This is a genomic window from Enterobacter cloacae complex sp. ESBL7, assembly GCF_041679625.1.
GTDB lineage: Bacteria > Pseudomonadota > Gammaproteobacteria > Enterobacterales > Enterobacteriaceae > Enterobacter > Enterobacter asburiae_B.
Genome location: NZ_JBGORN010000010.1, coordinates 31384 through 47987, shown reverse-complemented (window position 1 = coordinate 47987; position 16604 = coordinate 31384). Strand labels below are relative to the sequence as shown.

The window sequence follows — 16604 nt, the reverse complement described above, 5'->3', positions numbered from 1 at the left end:
ACCAACATGTCTGAACAACAAGCACAGGGCGCTGACGCGGTAGTCGATCTTAACAACGAACTGAAAACCCGCCGCGAGAAGCTGGCAGCGCTGCGCGAGCAGGGCGTGCCGTTCCCGAACGATTTTCGTCGTGACCATACCTCAGACCAACTGCACGCTGACTTCGACGCTAAAGAGAACGAAGAGCTGGAAGCGCTGAACGTTGAAGTGGCCGTAGCAGGCCGCATGATGACCCGTCGTATCATGGGTAAAGCCTCCTTCGTGACCTTGCAGGACGTTGGCGGCCGTATTCAGCTGTACGTTTCCCGTGACGACCTGCCGGAAGGCATCTACAACGAGCAGTTCAAAAAGTGGGACCTGGGCGATATCCTGGGCGCGAAAGGTAAACTGTTCAAAACCAAAACCGGTGAACTGTCTATCCACTGCACCGAGCTGCGTCTGCTGACCAAAGCCCTGCGCCCGCTGCCGGACAAATTCCACGGCCTGCAGGATCAGGAAGCGCGCTATCGTCAGCGCTACCTGGATCTCATCTCTAACGATGAATCCCGTAAGACCTTCAAAATTCGCTCCCAGATCATGGCCGGTATCCGCCAGTTCATGGTCAACCGCGACTTTATGGAAGTGGAAACCCCAATGATGCAGGTGATCCCAGGCGGCGCGTCTGCGCGTCCGTTCATCACCCATCATAACGCCCTGGACCTGGACATGTACCTGCGCATCGCGCCGGAACTGTACCTGAAGCGTCTGGTGGTCGGCGGCTTCGACCGCGTGTTCGAAATCAACCGTAACTTCCGTAACGAAGGTATCTCCGTTCGTCATAACCCAGAGTTCACCATGATGGAACTCTATATGGCGTATGCGGATTACAAAGATCTGATCGAGCTGACCGAATCCCTGTTCCGCACCCTGGCGCAGGACATTCTGGGCACCACGCAGGTTCCTTACGGTGAAGAAGTCTTCGACTTCGGCAAGCCGTTCGAAAAACTGACCATGCGCGAAGCGATCAAGAAATACCGTCCGGAAACCAACATGGCGGACCTGGATAACTTTGATTCTGCGAAAGCGATCGCAGAAAGCATCGGTATCAAGGTTGAGAAGAGCTGGGGTCTGGGCCGTATCGTGACCGAGATCTTTGAAGAAGTGGCCGAAGCGCACCTGATTCAGCCGACCTTCATCACCGAATACCCGGCTGAAGTCTCTCCGCTGGCGCGTCGTAATGACGAGAACCCGGAAATCACCGATCGCTTCGAATTCTTCATCGGCGGCCGTGAAATCGGCAACGGCTTTAGCGAGCTGAACGATGCGGAAGACCAGGCTCAGCGCTTCCAGGATCAGGTTGACGCGAAAGCGGCAGGCGACGACGAAGCGATGTTCTTCGACGAAGACTACGTGACCGCGCTGGAGCACGGTCTGCCACCAACGGCGGGCCTTGGGATTGGTATCGACCGTATGGTCATGCTGTTCACCAACAGCCACACCATCCGCGACGTGATCCTGTTCCCGGCGATGCGCCCGGTGAAATAAGGCGTTAAGATGTCAAAAAAGCCCCGAAAGGGGCTTTTTTATTGCGCCGCGAAGGCTTTGAGTTTTTCGCGGGCGGTTGTCGCTTCCATGACCATCCACGGGCTAAAGGCCCAGGGCGTCGCGTCCAGCGCGCGGAATAACGCGTCCAGCTCAACCCACTGATAGTCCATCACTTCATCTTCGTTTATCGTCACGTCATTGGTGATGCGGGCCGCGAATACCGGGCAAATTTCGTTTTCCACAATCCCCGACGGGTCGGTTTCCCGATAGCGAAATTCAGGGGCGACGGCGGTGATGTCGGTCAGCTCAGCGCCCACTTCAAAGCGGCAGCGGCGGATTATCGCCTGTATCGTCTCTTCGCCGGACTGCGGATGGCCGCAGACGGAATTGGTCCAGACGCCGGGCCAGGCTTTTTTGGTTAAGGCGCGCCGGGTGATCAGACATTCGCCGTTTGCGTTAAAAAGCCAGGAAGAGAAAGCCAGATGCAGCGGGGTATGTAAGGTGTGCGCGGCATATTTTTCCTGAGTGCCAATCACCATTCCCTGGTCGTTTACCAAAATAACGTGTTCTTGAATACTCATTGATGCTCCAGTGCCAAAATGCCGAGTGGTTCAGCACCATCAGCCGGATCATTATACGGCATTCTTATACGAACGGTTTGGCGCGTAGAGCGGAAAAGGGCATGACCCATATTCGTTTTGGCTGTTATCATAGTGCGCCATTCACGCTGACCGAGGATCTGTTTTGTTTGCAGGAAGCCTGACGAGAAACCCCATCACCGCCATTTTTTGCCTGACGCTGACGCTATTGCTGGCGGGCTGTTCAGGGAGCAAATCTTCGGATATGGGCAGCTATTCCGGTTCGGTCTATACCGTTAAGCGCGGGGATACGCTATACCGGATTTCGCGCGCAACGGGAACCAGCGTGAAGGATCTGGCGCGGCTGAATAACCTCTCTCCGCCCTACACCATCGAGGTGGGGCAGCAGCTGAAGGTTAGCGGCGGATCGTCCTCGGGCAAAAAATCCTCTTCGAAAGGCAAAACCGCCAAAGTGACGCCGTCTTACGCGGTGCCGCAATCGTCCTGGCCGCCGGTCGGTCAACGCTGCTGGGTCTGGCCGGCCAGCGGTAAAGTGGTGTTGCCGTACTCCCTGTCTGAGGGGGGGAACAAAGGTATTGATATCGCGGCTGCACGCGGTACGCCGGTTTATGCTTCCGGAGCAGGGAAGGTGGTTTACGTCGGTAACCAGCTGCGCGGCTACGGTAACCTGATCATGATTAAGCATGGCGAAGACTACATCACGGCCTATGCGCACAACGACACGATGCTGGTCAACAACGGGCAGAACGTCAAAGCCGGGCAGAAGATTGCCACCATGGGCAGCACCGGCACGGACGCTGTGAAGCTGCATTTCCAGATTCGCTATAAGGCGACTGCCATCGACCCGCAGCGTTATCTGCCTGCGCCCGGCAGCAAACCGAAGTGCTAAGTGATTATTTTATCGCCGGTTAGTTGTTAAGAGGCTTGTATGAAGGTGCGTAAGGTCTATAATGCCATACGCACCTCAAAGCGGGCGTAGTTCAATGGTAGAACGAGAGCTTCCCAAGCTCTATACGAGGGTTCGATTCCCTTCGCCCGCTCCATTTTCAATTCTCCTGAACTCCACTCAATTCAACTACTCGCTGATTTTACTGGCTTTTTAATCACTTTTCCGTCAACCCGATTCAACCAGAGTTACCCCAAATCAAGAACCGATGTTGTATAGAAATGTGTATAGCTTCTCCTATACACTCTGAAACTATACACACAGGATGATTTCTGAGGAGAAAAGTATACATATGCCTCTCACAGACCTTGAGATACGCCGCGCCAAGCCCGCAGAGAAAACGTATACCAAAGCAGATGGCAACGGATTATCGTTACAGATTGAACCTAATGGCTCGAAGGGCTGGCGGTTTCGTTACCGCTATGAAGGTAAGGCTAAGATGTTGTCCCTAGGAACTTACCCAAAAGTTTCTTTATCCGAAGCTCGTAGCAAACGCGACGAGGCGCAGGAGCTATTAGCTGCGGGTATCAATCCGAGTGATACCCGTAAAGAGAAGAAACTGTCCCAGCAGGATAAGCTCGGCAACACTTTTGAATCTATTACTAGGGAATGGTATCAACGGCGTTATGATCTTTGGGCCGAGTCTTACCGGACAGAAATGATCGCAACTTTTGAGAAAGACGTTTTCCCTTATATAGGTCATCGCCCCATTGACTCTATTACACCGATGGAATTGATGGGGGTGCTATCCCGTCTTGAAAAAAGGGGGGCCACAGAGAAGATGCGAAAGGTTCGTCAGCGCTGTGGTGAAGTCTGGAAGTATGCAATAGCGACAGGACGTGCTTTATCTAATCCAGCTCCAGATCTCGCAAGTGTGATGATGCCGCATAAAAAGGCGAATTACCCGCATTTGCAAGCAACAGAGTTGCCTGACTTTCTGACTCTTCTTCAGGCGTATACCGGAAATATTCTTGTTAAGCTTGCTATGAAGCTACTGATCTTAACTGGTACTCGCCCCGGAGAACTGCGTAAGGCTGAGTGGTCAGAGTTCGATTTTGAAAATAATATCTGGAGTGTTCCAGAAGAACGAATGAAAATGCGTCGCCCCCATGTTGTACCTTTGTCCCGACAAGCTTTGGCTATTCTGACGGAACTCAAAACAATGACTACTGGTTATCAGTATGTTTTCCCCGGGAGGCTTGAGAAAGTTAAGCCAATCAGCGATATGTCGTTGAATGTATTGATTCGGCGTATTGGTTATGGTGGTAGGGCTACTGGTCATGGATTCCGCCACACAATGAGTACAATCCTGCATGAGCAGGGGTTCAACACCGCATGGATTGAATTACAACTCGCGCATGTGGACAAAAACAGCATTCGCGGCACCTACAACCATGCGCAGTATTTGGATGGTCGGCGCGAGATGATGCAGTGGTATGCTGACCATATCGACAGTCTGAGTCGTGGCAAATAAAATGGCATAAAACCGGACGCTCAACCTTCATGGTTGGGCGTCTTTCCTTTCATAGCAGCACGTTAACTCGCACTCAAAATTAAATCCATTATTTTACTTTATATAAACCTGTATTTTATTTTAGAGATTTAAATGATTCTCAATACCGGTCGATACTGTAAATTCTCTACTCTCATCCCCTGAATCTTGTATGGCAATTCGCATTTTACTCACCCCATACAGGAAACTAACCCGATGAAAAGATTTCTCATATTTGTCTCACTGGCAGCGCTGCCTTTTCTCGTTGAGCGCTTGCTGGCACTGATTCATCTCATTGTGCTCTCAGTTCTGGCGCAATAACCGCTCTTCACGCCTCCGGTAACGCCGGACGGCTCAATCCCAATACATATTTAACTCAACTCAGGTGCAATATGCGCATTTATATCGACGATGGCTCGACTCACATCAAAATGCTATGGGAACAGCACGGCAAGACATTTACCCACATCAGCCCCAACAGCTTCAAACGCGGGTGGTCAGCCACGTTTGGCAACGGTAAGCCTTTCAACTACACCGCTGGCAAAGAAAAATACTCGTTTGACCTGATTTCCCCGGATACCCTCACCACCAGCAATATTGAATGGCAGTACAGCCCGCTCAACGCGGTGGCTGTGCATCACGCCTTACTGACCAGCGGTCTTGTGCCGCAGTGCGTGGATATCGTGGTGACGCTACCGCTGGCGGAGTTCTACGACGAAGACGCCCAGTACCGGCTTGATAACATTGAGCGCAAGAAGCAGAGCCTGCTACAACCTGTGATACTGAATAACGGTCATGTCTTTACCATCACCCGCGTCACCGTGCGCCCGGAGTCCATTCCTGCCGGAATAGCGCTGTGCGACCAACTCTCGGCTTCCAACTCGGTGCTGATTGTTGACCTCGGCGGAACGACGCTGGATATCTCGCAGGTGGCAGGCCAGATGTCTTCAGTATCGCGTATTTATGGCGATCCGGCTCTCGGCGTATCACTGGTGACGGATGAAGTGCAGCAGGCGCTACGTAAAGCCAATATGGCGCTATCCCGTTACAACGTGGACCGGTTGATTATCAAACGGTTCGACGACATGTACCTGGCGAACAACATCAACGATCCTCGTGCGGTAGATGGAATCAAACAGGCTATCCACAGTGGTATCGCGCGTTACCGTGCGCGGGTGCAGGAAGCGGTTGATCGCTTCAAAGGCTATACCCATGTTGCTGTCGTGGGCGGTGGAGCTTGTCTGCTGGCTGATGCCATCCGTACTCACGTTAACCTGCGCGAAGATCGTTTCTTTGTGGCTCAGGATCCGCAATTCGCACTGGTACATGGTCTGAAAGCACTGGGTTAATAAGGATGTATAATGAACCGCAGGAAAGTACTGATTTACCTTCGCCCTGAAACACATGCCAGCGAACGTTTTGCGGATGCCCGGATTGAGGCACATCACCGGGGCGATCGCGGTGAGCTGTCACGAACGGCATTACTGGCCGGTATAGCGCTGGGCGAGATTGACAGCCGGTTGCCATCGGTACTGGCTGCACTTCTGGCAGACAACACAAGCCCTGAAACATTGCGAACCATGCTGTCGTCGTTTCTGAACATTCAGCTGGGTTCTGCTCCATCTGTAACGGTGACGACTACAGAACCACGGCCAGTGGTAACGGAGAAACCCATCAGTAGTGTTTCAGCAAAGAATCTGGCGAGTTCTCTGCCTGAATAGTTGATTGTTAATGTTATATCGTTACATTTTGACGATCGGGACATAAACTAGGACACTCAGCCTGCGTGGCTGGGTGTCCTCTTCTCGATATTTTTCTTTTAGTCCAGCACATCAAACAGACTTGTCACATCAGCATCACGGGTAGTACGTGCCACGAAAAGACCCTGAATGTTTTTTTCTGGCAAATACTGCTGCAAAAAGCGCTTCATGGCTTTGAAATGGCTACCGGCGGTGAGCACATCGTCAAAAATAAGAATGTCATTTCTGACACCATCGCACAGCGTTTCATCAAAGCGATAATTAGCCATGATCTCATCAGGCGTCGGGCGGTTTGCTGCTGATGCATGGGAGGCTACAGTGGAAGCATTCTGTAAAACCAGTTCCCGGTAGTCTATCGCCGGATTCAGCGCCTGAACAGTACGCAGGATAGCTGTCATACGGTCATCGTAAGCCGCATCGGTTCGACATCGGGATGGTGGGACAGGAACGAAAGTAAAGGCGTCAAGGTTACCGATAGTTGACGTGATCATGCGGGCAACGCGTTCTATCGCGATCTGTTTGTAACGATAGTCAGCACGTCCACGGCGGTCATTGCCTTTTTTGAGGTTCATGATGAGCTGATTGGTTTCGCTGTAGACGGCACCTTGTCGGGCGGTATACTCGCCGAAGTAATAACATAAATCACCGTCTTCCAGGTGATAATGTTGTCCACGGATCAGTTCATCAATGCGCGTGAGACGAAACGTCACCGGAGGTTACTCCTGATGTCTTCATAATCTTTGACACGTATCGCGCCCAGCGCTTCAAACCTGGAAGGCCAGGTAATCGATGGGTTCTGGAAACAGGATTCCAGAATAAACAACTTACGTCCCTGAGCCAGAGCAGCACGTGCCTGGGTCAACGTTCCAGACGTTTCTGATGCTTCGATAATAATTGTCGCTTCGGTCAACGCGGACATTGTGATGTTACGCTCCGGGAAGAAAATCCGGTTACTGCGGTAATCCTGCTCCAGATAACGCTGGAACGGCACCTGGCTGATAAGCAGGTAGTTGTCGCGGATAGTCTGCTGTAGCTCGCTGTTTTGTTTCGGGTACTGATGCGAAAGCGGTGTGCCGATTACCGCAATGGTTTTACCCCCCAGCGCCACTGCGGTCTGATGTGCGTTGGTATCCACACCTTCCGCCAGACCAGATACGATGGTAAAGCCATCTTCCACCAGGCATTTCACCAGCTTACGGGTTCTTCTGGCCCCGGCTTCAGACACTTTCCTCGAACCCACGACGGCAACCGAGCGGGTATTCACCAGATCCCACCAGCCCTGATAATAGATGACCTCTACCGGGTTACGCGCGTCCCTCAGCTTTTCGGGGTATTCACCGGCACCGTGAACCCGTATACCCATATTTTCGACAGCGTAATGGGACATTATCTCTTTCAGGCGAGTTTTGAACGCGGCGATGGTACTACCAGCCACCAGATCCGAAGGTACAGCGCCTTCCGGAGCCTCACGAAATTTATCTGCGATCGTTTTGAACGTCGCCCCTTTTTCTGACCATAACGCTTCATATGCAGCCATTTCCTCGAAGGGCGAGATGGCGCGTTCAAAAGGGTCAGGGCTACCGAAATCAAGTTGCGACATAGGCTCTCAGACAGACGGTCAGGGTTATAGAAAATAAAATACAGGTAATAGCAGTAGTGTACTCACTTTATCAGAGCTGTAAACCGCATCGGCAAGGTTCGCAGGTTGCGAACACCTGTCGCTCTCTGTGATCGGGGCAGTGTTATTCAACAAAACCACCCACCCCTTTAAACTTCTCGATAAAAGCGCCAATCTTCTGGAATACGGTCTGCTTTTTCTTTTTATATTGCGGACTTAAGGGGCTGAGTTTTGGTAAGGTCTCGTTTAACTGAGTACCATTTTCGGTGGCGTATTCCCGTTTTAATGATGTGCGGATATAGCGCCTTGCGGCTTCTTCATTGAGGTTTTCTTCTTTTATCAGCGCATCCACTTCACGCTGCTGCTCACGCTGCGCAAAGATAAAGAATGCATCAATGATGCTGGCCTTGTCCGGTAAATCATCCAGGTTAGTCTGCTGAATAAAGTCAACAATCAGGCCTTCTTTGGCCCGGTTGCCCAGGCTGGAGCGGATTAAGCGTCTGACCTCGTCCGTCAGCGCTTCTTTGCCTCTGTTTTGTCTGTTATGTTCAAAAATCAGGCCAAGAATGTAGTCCAGGTTAATCTCCTGAGACTTAAGCAGGTCGATCTCAAACACCACATCACCCCAGTCGGTGGTGGATTTATCCTTGTCACTGGCCGCTTTCTCGCGTCGCTGCCAGTCCCGGAGATCATTATAAGCGGAGCGATAGTCCTGAATCTTACGTTCGGCGGGGAGACGAATGGTCTGTAGTGCAGCAAACCTGTCATCATCCACATAGTGCTCTGCCTTAAAAGCTTCAATCGCGACGGGGTCGCTGATATCGATTTTCTGCAGTGCCTTAAGCGTGGCAAATTCATCATAGTTTTGCAGGATGTTTTCTGCACGCAGATACTCACCAAACAGTTTAACGAACGCTTTTTTCTCTTTTTCGCTGTCGATACTGGCCGGGTCAGGGAAGCGCTGTTCCAGCTCTGAAACAACAGCCATGAAGCCACGTTTAGCTTCACCAGTGGCAGCATCGGTGAAGCCTTCCATGTATTCTTCGTAGCTTTTTTCCAGCACGACATTTTTGGTGTTCTTGTCACCAAAAAGCGTAATGGCATCAATGGTTGAATGCTCCAGATCCCGGAAGGTGACGATATTGCCGAAGGTTTTGGTCGCGTCATAGATACGATTGGTGCGGGAGAACGCCTGCATCAGACCGTGATAACGCAGGTTTTTATCGACGAACAGGGTGTTCAGCGTCGGTGCATCAAAACCGGTCAGGAACATGCCCACCACAATCAACAGGTCGATATCCTGATTTTTGACCCGCTGTGCTAAATCACGATAGTAGTTCTGAAAACCGTTACTGTCGGTGCTGAAGTTGGTTTTGAAATGACGGTTATAGTCATCAATGGCCGCATCCAGAAATTCTTTAGCACTGCTGTTCATTGCGCTGGTATCAAAGCTTTCATCGGTGATATCACCTATAGCACTTTGTTCTTCATTAGCGGCAAAAGAGAAAATAGTTGCCACCCGCAACGGTTTATAGCTGGCTGATTTATTAGCCGTCTCTTCCTGTAGCTCTTTAAACGTCGCGTAATACGCTTTTGCCGCCTCCACGCTGCTTACTGCGAGCATGGCGTTAAAGCCCCTTGCGCCTGGGAAGGTACGGTGTGTTTTCTGACGGAAGTTGTTCAGGATGTATTGCGTGATTTCCTGAATACGCAGGGGATGAAGAAAAGCCTGCTGGTTTTCGGCTGCACTGAGTTTTTTCTCATCAGTTTCAGTTTCAAGAGATTTAAATTGCGGGCGGACATCGTTGTAGTCCACCTTGAACTTCAGTACCTTCTCATCGCGAATGGCATCGGTAATCACGTAGGAATGTAACTCACGTCCGAACACACTGGCAGTGGTTTCTGCTCCGAGTGCATTCTCCGGGAAAATAGGGGTGCCGGTGAACCCAAACTGATAAAAGCGTCTGAATTTCTTCTTCAGGTTCTTCTGGGCTTCGCCGAACTGGCTTCGGTGACATTCATCAAAAATAAACACCACCTGCTGCTGGTAAACCGGCAAATTGGCGTCTGTTTTCATCAGGTTATTGAGTTTCTGAATAGTGGTGACAATGATTTTGTTGTCGTCTTTATCAAGATTTCGTCTGAGTCCAGCAGTATTATCAGAGCCATTGACGCTGTCTGGTGAGAAGCGCTGGTATTCCTTCATGGTCTGGTAATCGAGATCTTTACGGTCAACTACAAAGAACACCTTATCAATGAACTCCAGTTCGGTCGCCAGGCGTGCGGCCTTAAACGATGTCAGCGTCTTCCCCGAACCTGTGGTATGCCAGATAAAGCCACCACTTTCCGGTTTTGACCAGTTCTTCGCAGTATAAGAACTGTTGATTTTCCACAAAATTCTCTCAGTGGCGGCAATCTGATAGGGACGCATTACCAGAAGCGTCTGACTGCTGTCAAACACACTGTAGTTGAACAGCACATTGAGAAGGGTGTGTTTCTGGAAAAAGGTGGCGGTAAAATCCTTCAGGTCTTTAATGAGAGTGTTATCGGACTTCGCCCAGTTCATGGTGAAATCAAAACTGTTTTTATCCCGTTTAGTGGTATTGGCAAAATAACGGGTATCGGTGCCGTTGGAAATAACAAACAGTTGGAGGTATTTAAACAGTGAATTGTCGCTGTTAAAACTTTCCTTGCTGTAACGATGTATCTGGTTAAAGGCTTCACGTATAGATACACCGCGTTTTTTGAGTTCGATTTGAATCAACGGTAGACCATTGACCAGGATGGTGACATCGTAGCGGTTAACGTGGGTGCCGGTTTGCTCGAACTGTTTGATCACCTGCACTTTATTGCGAAGAATGTTTTTTCGATCCAGCAGATAGATGTTCTGAATACGCCCATCGTCAAAGACGAAATCATGCACATAGTCGTCATGAATCTTACGGGCCCTCTCGACAGCACCGTCACTGGGCTTGTCCATCCAGTTTTCCACAAAACGACGCCATTCAGCCTCCAGGAACTCCACATTGTTAAGTGTTTGCAGCTGTTCCCTGACATTAGCCAGCATAGCCTTAGTATTGTTCAGAGCTGGCAGGTATTCATAACCCTGGTTTACTAAATCCTGAATCAGCTCACGCTCCAGATCACCCTCACTCTGGTAGCTCTCGGTAAGATTCCAGTCTGAGTTGTATTTGTCCAAAATGATGAAATTATTGGATTCAGCAATTGGCTTAGTGTAATCAACCATTTTTTTGTTCCTGCTGCCAGAAGCCACAGTTATTCTTCAAGTGATCGAGCAACAGTTTGACAGTCGCTTTCTCCGCTGGCGTTGGCTCTGCAACGGCTTCATTCGAGAGCGTGCTGTGGCTTGTGAAATTGATGATTCTGCCCAGATAAAGCTGCTTGTCGTCAGGCAAGAGTTCAGACCATTTAGGGTAGCCCAGAAAGCTGGCTGTTTTCTCATAAAGATTGCGCAGTAACGTGAAGTGATACCTTTCAACGTTGTTGTCAGCGATTGCCTGTTCGATGGTTTGCTTTAGATGGAGATGGTAGGAGAAACTCTTGTTTGAGTCGCCATGTTTTTCCGTGAGGGCAAATGTGCCATCCTCAAAACTCTCCAACATGTAGCAAGCTTTTCCGTTTAACTCATTGAATAGTACATTATAAAATATTGGACTATGCGTAGTGATAATGAACTTCAAATCGGATTCGCTGGATTTGATCAGCCCCGCAAGATTAACCGCCAGTTCAATCAAATGGTTATCATCAAGGGAGCTTACCGGATCATCAATGAATACATATTCCAGTTGATCAAATTCGCGGTTCTCGCGTACATCCGGATCGGCGACATTGAGAATCGTTACCACTTGATCCAGCAAGGTGTAAAAAATACTCCAGATGAAGTTGCTCTCTTCGCCTTTGGATAACTTGATGTGGGTGGAACGCTCATCATTGCCGCGTTCCATGGAAAATGTGACCTCGGTAAAATCTGGATTTAAGTGTGGCGTTAGCTTGTCGTTTGCATAGCGCTGGAAATAACGGACGATATTGCCATCCTGTCCCAAATCTTTGAGCAATGTCAACAACCAGTTTGTATAGGAATTTGGCTGAACCTTCAGCTTCGGCTCTGCGTTCTCATGCAGATCGTTATCCCAATAAAACAAGTCCTCAGTGAATGCATTGTAATAAAGGATTTTTTTGCGCGATAACTCTGACGGTTCAGCTTCGTTATCACCATCTCCGTTATTAACTTTAGGTGCAAGCAGTTGCTTGAAATCCAGAGAAAGGCGCGTCTTCCCCGTGCCATTGAAAGCGTAGATTAACTGTACCTTTGGCACGGGCCTGGTCTCTTCAACTTCCTTAGTTTTTTCAGGGACAGTTTTCTTAACTTTTTTAGGCGTACTCAGCTGTTGGGCTATTTCCAGGAGTGTCTTGCTCATGTCATGCCTCTGCCACATCCGGCTTCGGGAAGCTAAATAGCATGTCCCGGTAATATTCGTACTGCTTCTGACGCAACTCAATTTCTCGGGGAAGACCTTCGGTTATTGAGTTTGTCAATGTGTCGAATTTATCCAGAATTTCAACAATTCGAGCTTGTTCTGCAAGTGATTTATCAGGATCGGTCGCATAAGGTATAGGAAGTTTGAAATTTTTTATAATGGTCGAGTTGAGATCGCCTCTGGCACCTTGTCCAAGCGATTTAATGTTTTCATAATTGAAGCTTACCCAATGAAAGACATAACGATATAACGCTTTTGTGTCATCAATCTCTAAACAACCGCAGTGCTGGTTAGTTGTTAAAGGGATTTTATTTATGGCAGACCGTCCTGCGGTTGCTCCAGAAATAGCAATAATTACACAGTTTTCTGGAATCCATTTTGCCGCAGAATTTTTTAACGCCTCCTGAGTTATATTTATTTCTGTAGTGTTGATATCTGAGAACTTAACCTCTTGAGTTCTTAACCAAGGAATATCACCATTTTCGTAATACTCAGCTTTGCCTGCTGTAGGAGTTCCACCTGAGTACCATTTTTTGGTTACATCCCCCAGAGTCCTCCACTCAACCTCACCTTCTTTAAAGTTCAGCAATTTATTACGATAATAGTTGTATTGTTTTTTGCGTATGCTAAACTCGTCTGTCAACTCGTCTGTCAAAGCGGTGAATTTGTCCAGAATCCGGACTATTTCAGACTGGATGGCAAGAGACTTTTCAGGGTTGTTTGGGCAGGGAATTGGGATTTCCAGCTTGTTCAAAACAGATTGTGTCTGGCTTGGTACTCCACCTGCTTGGTTCATTTCGCCAAGCCCTACCGTTGTCAAAAAGTAATAAAGATATTTTGGGCGAATTTGTGCTTCATCAATTTCCGTATAAAAGATTGTGTCAACAGTCCAGAACGGCACATCGACGAAGAACAGATTACCAAGAGAGCCCTTTCTCGGAATTAAGACTGAAGGCTTATTATAAGCGTAGTTGTCAGCATACCGCATGATACCACCGGAACCATAAACAGGAACTTCGCCTTCACCAAGCGACTTGTGATCCTTGCCGTTTTTGATGCGAGCCACATCCCCCAATGGCAACCATTTAACCTTAGCCCCATCCAGCAACTTTTCCAGATAGCTCAGCTCGTTCATCCCTGCACCTCACAGCCTTCAATTTCCGCCACAATAGAATCAATGTCTTTACGTAGCTGATCGATTTTGCTGACGGTAGCTTTCAACTCAGCGTTCAGCTCTGCAATATTGACAATTTCACGTGTGTCTTTGGCTTCCACGTAACTGCTGACAGAAAGATTGTAATCATTCCCTGCCACTTTTTCGAAGGATACTGATTTCGCCAGATGGTCAACATCTGATTTGCTGCTGAACACCTGCATGATCTGAGCTATATGGGCATCGGTAAGGATGTTGTTATTGGTTTCTTTCTTAAACAGCGCACTGGCATCAATAAACTGCAGGCTAGTATCGGTTTTGTGCTTTGAGAGCACCAGAATGTTAACGGCAATGGTGGTGCCAAAGAACAGGTTCGGCGCAAGTGAAATCACTGTTTCAACGTAGTTGTTATCAACCAGATACTGACGGATTTTTTGTTCAGCACCGCTACGGTAGAAAATTCCTGGAAAACAGACGATCGCCGCACGCCCTTTGGCGGACAAATAGTTCAGCGCATGCAACACAAACGCAAAGTCAGCTTTTGATTTTGGAGCCAGCACACCTGCCGGTGCAAAACGCTCATCATTTATCAGAGTAGGGTCGTCACTGCCAATCCACTTTACCGAGTAGGGTGGGTTAGAAACAATTGCATCAAACGGCTTCTCGTCGCCAAAGTGTGGTTCAGTCAGGGTATTGCCCAGCCTAATATCAAATTTGTCGTAGTTGATATTGTGCAGGAACATGTTCATACGTGCCAGGTTGAACGTCGTATGGTTAATCTCCTGCCCAAAGAAACCTTCTTCGATAACGTGGTTATCAAAGTGCTTTTTCGCCTGGAGTAACAAAGAGCCAGAGCCTGCCGCCGGGTCGTAGATTTTGTTAACGTGGGTCTGACCGTGCATTGCCAGCTGTGCAATCAGCTTAGAGACGTGCTGTGGAGTGAAGAACTCCCCGCCAGACTTACCTGCATTCGCTGCATAGTTAGAAATCAGGAACTCATATGCGTCACCGAACAGGTCAATCTGGTGGTCGTCAAAGTCCCCAAGTTTTAATCCCTCAACACCTTTCAGTACGGCGGCAAGGCGGCTGTTTTTATCTTTAACCGTGTTACCCAGCCGGTTACTGGTAGTATCAAAGTCGGCAAACAAGCCTTTGATATCAGCTTCAGAAGGATAACCGTACGCAGAGCTTTCAATCGCCACAAAGATGCTGTTTAGATCGGCATTTAGTCTGTCGTTCGTGTTCGCTTTTGCTGCGACATTGCAGAACAACTGGCTCGGGTAGATAAAGTAACCTTTGGTTTTGATTGCATCGTCTTTGATATCGTCAGTAATGATACTGTCATCAAGTGCTGCATAGTGGACGCTGTCATCGCCGGCTTCAATGTAGCTGGAGAAGTTCTCGCTGATGAAGCGATAGAAAAGCGCACCAAGGACGTATTGCTTAAAATCCCACCCATCAACCGAGCCCCGGACGTCGTTAGCAATGGCCCAGATCTGGCGGTGAAGCTCTGCACGCTGTTGAAGACTTGTCATTTTTTATCCAGTTATCTCGTTCCAGACTGTAGTTATTGAGGGCGATTCTATCTCAATTTCATGGCACAGGCAGCCCAGGAATAAAACAGCGGGTGTACGTTGGGCCTTAATTCTGAGATCTTGCTCTGTTGCTGTTATGTTACAGGTCAGTGACGTTCGTTATTATGGTTACAGCTCAGAATGAACTATACCAATCAACTTTTGATTTTTATTCAGATAACAGCCGAAAAACTGCATATCCATCGTCATCGGGCAACCGTTCGGCGTTCAGATTGCATTGTGCCAGCAATGCAGGAATGCCGCTGATATCGCCGGTAAGTCGTAGCTCCATCGGCTTGATGAGTTCGCCCCTGTCGGTGAACACCTGGTGCAGTTCGTCTTTTGGCGTGTAGATCGCACAGACGTTACCCGCTAATTTAGCTTTGTCTTCCCATTCTTTGGCGGACACAAGCCAGTCTACCCAGCCCATCGTCCGAAGCGTGTCGATCATATACGTAAAGCGAAACAACGTGCTCTGCTGTGTAAGCTCGCCAGAGCTGGCAAGCCAGATATACTCCACCTTGCTGTATAGCCGTGCTGATGGCCCGTAACATTTACCCTGCTCCTGCAGCCAGATGATGTCCGATGCTAACGTTCGGGGAAACAGCTTGCGTTTCTGCGCCGTCAGCAGCCATTGCATGATGAACATGTGCGTCTGCAGGGAAGAAAACGCTCTGCCTTCCTGTCTGGCAAGACCAACGGCCACCAAGATACACCATGCCAGGTGTGCAAGTTCTTCGGTCGGGCGTTTTGGAAGGGTTACTGTCAAACTGAACTCCAATAATATTCTCAGTATCTTGAGTATAAACATGTAATACATCTTGCACACAGAGCTTTCTTCGCTGCATCACTTTTTATCTGCAGAGCGTTAGTTTATTATGAACAGTACAATATGAATACATTAACTTGTGTCAATTGTTACAACTGGTCATTTTTTATTTCACTTTTTAAATTGTTGATAATTTTACTTGAAAAAAAGAGGGTGTAATGAAATATTTATTTTTTTGTCTAATGCTTGTTGTCTTTTCAGATTATGCCATGACCGAAAAAAATAGAAACCTTTTTTCCTGCACTGCTACAACGGGAGAAAAAATAAAGGTGTTTGAGCATAATGATAAATTCAGGGTTTCAATTGACAATCAAATAATTGATTCAAGAGATTCAATTGAAAATATGGGAGAGGATATCATTAAAAATGATCCTGATAATTTTAATTACATGGAGTTTAATGCATTGGATTACTATATAACAATTGGTAATCCAAGTAATAAAAATGGTGATGAATCATTAACAGTATCATCATTGAAAAGTGGATTAGCATCATCCAAAGATAAAAAGTATATATGCATGAGGGATTACAAGAATAATATATCCAGTTTGGTTGATGATTTTTTGGAGAACTAATAATGAGGCGACGAATGCTAAACTCGTCGCTTTAC

The 16604-nt window shown here is 48.3% G+C and carries 14 protein-coding genes and 1 tRNA gene; 7 read left to right on the top strand and 8 right to left on the bottom strand.

Annotated features, from left to right (window positions below; all coding sequences use genetic code 11):
* Nucleotides 1-6: 6 nt before the first annotated feature.
* Nucleotides 7-1524, top strand: a complete 1518-nt coding sequence (gene lysS, locus ACERY3_RS21500) for a lysine--tRNA ligase (RefSeq protein WP_023309094.1) — start codon at nucleotides 7-9, stop codon at nucleotides 1522-1524.
* Between the two features lie 38 nt (nucleotides 1525-1562).
* Here the strand turns inward: lysS and idi are convergent, their stop codons facing one another.
* Complete coding sequence (gene idi, locus ACERY3_RS21495; protein ID WP_033146588.1) at nucleotides 1563-2105, bottom strand: isopentenyl-diphosphate Delta-isomerase; 543 nt, start codon at nucleotides 2103-2105, stop codon at nucleotides 1563-1565.
* Between the two features lie 163 nt (nucleotides 2106-2268).
* Here idi and actS point away from each other — a divergent pair, with 163 nt between their 5' ends.
* The 5 genes from actS to ACERY3_RS21470 all read left to right on the top strand — a co-directional run bounded on the left by actS (nucleotide 2269) and on the right by ACERY3_RS21470 (nucleotide 6282).
* Nucleotides 2269-3012, top strand: a complete 744-nt coding sequence (gene actS, locus ACERY3_RS21490) for an amidase activator ActS (RefSeq protein ID WP_058840909.1) — start codon at nucleotides 2269-2271, stop codon at nucleotides 3010-3012.
* Nucleotides 3013-3092: 80 nt separating this feature from the next.
* Nucleotides 3093-3166: transfer RNA gene (locus ACERY3_RS21485), tRNA-Gly, on the top strand.
* 195 nt (nucleotides 3167-3361) lie between these two features.
* Nucleotides 3362-4543 carry a tyrosine-type recombinase/integrase gene (locus ACERY3_RS21480; protein WP_373226470.1) on the top strand — a complete coding sequence of 394 codons (1182 nt, stop codon included), beginning with the start codon at nucleotides 3362-3364 and terminating at the stop codon, nucleotides 4541-4543.
* Between the two features lie 410 nt (nucleotides 4544-4953).
* Nucleotides 4954-5910: a plasmid segregation protein ParM domain-containing protein gene (parM, locus tag ACERY3_RS21475; protein ID WP_373226469.1), complete on the top strand. Its 957-nt coding sequence runs from the start codon at nucleotides 4954-4956 to the stop codon at nucleotides 5908-5910.
* Nucleotides 5911-5922: 12 nt separating this feature from the next.
* Nucleotides 5923-6282 carry a plasmid partitioning/stability family protein gene (locus ACERY3_RS21470; RefSeq protein ID WP_373226468.1) on the top strand — a complete coding sequence of 120 codons (360 nt, stop codon included), beginning with the start codon at nucleotides 5923-5925 and terminating at the stop codon, nucleotides 6280-6282.
* Between the two features lie 98 nt (nucleotides 6283-6380).
* Here the strand turns inward: ACERY3_RS21470 and ACERY3_RS21465 are convergent, their stop codons facing one another.
* The 7 genes from ACERY3_RS21465 to ACERY3_RS21435 all read right to left on the bottom strand — a co-directional run bounded on the left by ACERY3_RS21465 (nucleotide 6381) and on the right by ACERY3_RS21435 (nucleotide 15934).
* Nucleotides 6381-7031, bottom strand: coding sequence for a hypothetical protein (locus ACERY3_RS21465; RefSeq protein WP_373226467.1), 651 nt, complete (start codon nucleotides 7029-7031; stop codon nucleotides 6381-6383).
* Nucleotides 7028-7858, bottom strand: coding sequence for a DNA-processing protein DprA (locus ACERY3_RS21460; protein ID WP_373226466.1), 831 nt, complete (start codon nucleotides 7856-7858; stop codon nucleotides 7028-7030). The genes ACERY3_RS21465 and ACERY3_RS21460 overlap by 4 nt, the downstream gene beginning before the upstream one ends.
* Nucleotides 7859-8063: 205 nt before the next feature.
* Nucleotides 8064-11186, bottom strand: a complete 3123-nt coding sequence (locus ACERY3_RS21455; protein WP_373226489.1) for an HsdR family type I site-specific deoxyribonuclease — start codon at nucleotides 11184-11186, stop codon at nucleotides 8064-8066.
* Entirely contained in the window at nucleotides 11179-12378 is a 1200-nt protein-coding gene (locus tag ACERY3_RS21450) for an anticodon nuclease (RefSeq protein ID WP_373226465.1), read from the bottom strand. Before ACERY3_RS21450 ends, ACERY3_RS21455 begins: the two co-directional genes overlap by 8 nt.
* A 1-nt stretch (nucleotide 12379) precedes the next feature.
* Complete coding sequence (locus ACERY3_RS21445; protein ID WP_373226464.1) at nucleotides 12380-13573, bottom strand: restriction endonuclease subunit S; 1194 nt, start codon at nucleotides 13571-13573, stop codon at nucleotides 12380-12382.
* Nucleotides 13570-15126 (bottom strand): type I restriction-modification system subunit M, encoded by a 1557-nt coding sequence (locus tag ACERY3_RS21440; RefSeq protein ID WP_373226463.1) that lies wholly within the window; start codon nucleotides 15124-15126, stop codon nucleotides 13570-13572. Before ACERY3_RS21440 ends, ACERY3_RS21445 begins: the two co-directional genes overlap by 4 nt.
* Nucleotides 15127-15334: 208 nt before the next feature.
* On the bottom strand, nucleotides 15335-15934 hold the full coding sequence (locus ACERY3_RS21435; RefSeq protein WP_373226461.1) for a DUF2913 family protein: 600 nt from the start codon (nucleotides 15932-15934) through the stop codon (nucleotides 15335-15337).
* A gap of 218 nt (nucleotides 15935-16152) precedes the next feature.
* Between ACERY3_RS21435 and ACERY3_RS21430 the strand changes: the two genes are divergently transcribed.
* Nucleotides 16153-16569, top strand: coding sequence for a hypothetical protein (locus ACERY3_RS21430; RefSeq protein ID WP_373226459.1), 417 nt, complete (start codon nucleotides 16153-16155; stop codon nucleotides 16567-16569).
* Nucleotides 16570-16604: the final 35 nt, after the last annotated feature.

What these genes read in the sequence shown, in the direction of transcription:
- ACERY3_RS21455 (WP_373226489.1), bottom strand. Translation starts at nt 11,186, where the DNA reads ATGGTTGATTACACTAAGCCAATTGCTGAATCCAATAATTTCATCATT.
- idi (WP_033146588.1), bottom strand. Translation starts at nt 2,105, where the DNA reads ATGAGTATTCAAGAACACGTTATTTTGGTAAACGACCAGGGAATGGTG.
- ACERY3_RS21460 (WP_373226466.1), bottom strand. Translation starts at nt 7,858, where the DNA reads ATGGCTGCATATGAAGCGTTATGGTCAGAAAAAGGGGCGACGTTCAAA.
- ACERY3_RS21480 (WP_373226470.1), top strand. Translation starts at nt 3,362, where the DNA reads ATGCCTCTCACAGACCTTGAGATACGCCGCGCCAAGCCCGCAGAGAAA.
- parM (WP_373226469.1), top strand. Translation starts at nt 4,954, where the DNA reads ATGCGCATTTATATCGACGATGGCTCGACTCACATCAAAATGCTATGG.
- ACERY3_RS21450 (WP_373226465.1), bottom strand. Translation starts at nt 12,378, where the DNA reads ATGAGCAAGACACTCCTGGAAATAGCCCAACAGCTGAGTACGCCTAAA.
- ACERY3_RS21445 (WP_373226464.1), bottom strand. Translation starts at nt 13,573, where the DNA reads ATGAACGAGCTGAGCTATCTGGAAAAGTTGCTGGATGGGGCTAAGGTT.
- lysS (WP_023309094.1), top strand. Translation starts at nt 7, where the DNA reads ATGTCTGAACAACAAGCACAGGGCGCTGACGCGGTAGTCGATCTTAAC.
- ACERY3_RS21440 (WP_373226463.1), bottom strand. Translation starts at nt 15,126, where the DNA reads ATGACAAGTCTTCAACAGCGTGCAGAGCTTCACCGCCAGATCTGGGCC.
- ACERY3_RS21470 (WP_373226468.1), top strand. Translation starts at nt 5,923, where the DNA reads ATGAACCGCAGGAAAGTACTGATTTACCTTCGCCCTGAAACACATGCC.
- ACERY3_RS21430 (WP_373226459.1), top strand. Translation starts at nt 16,153, where the DNA reads ATGAAATATTTATTTTTTTGTCTAATGCTTGTTGTCTTTTCAGATTAT.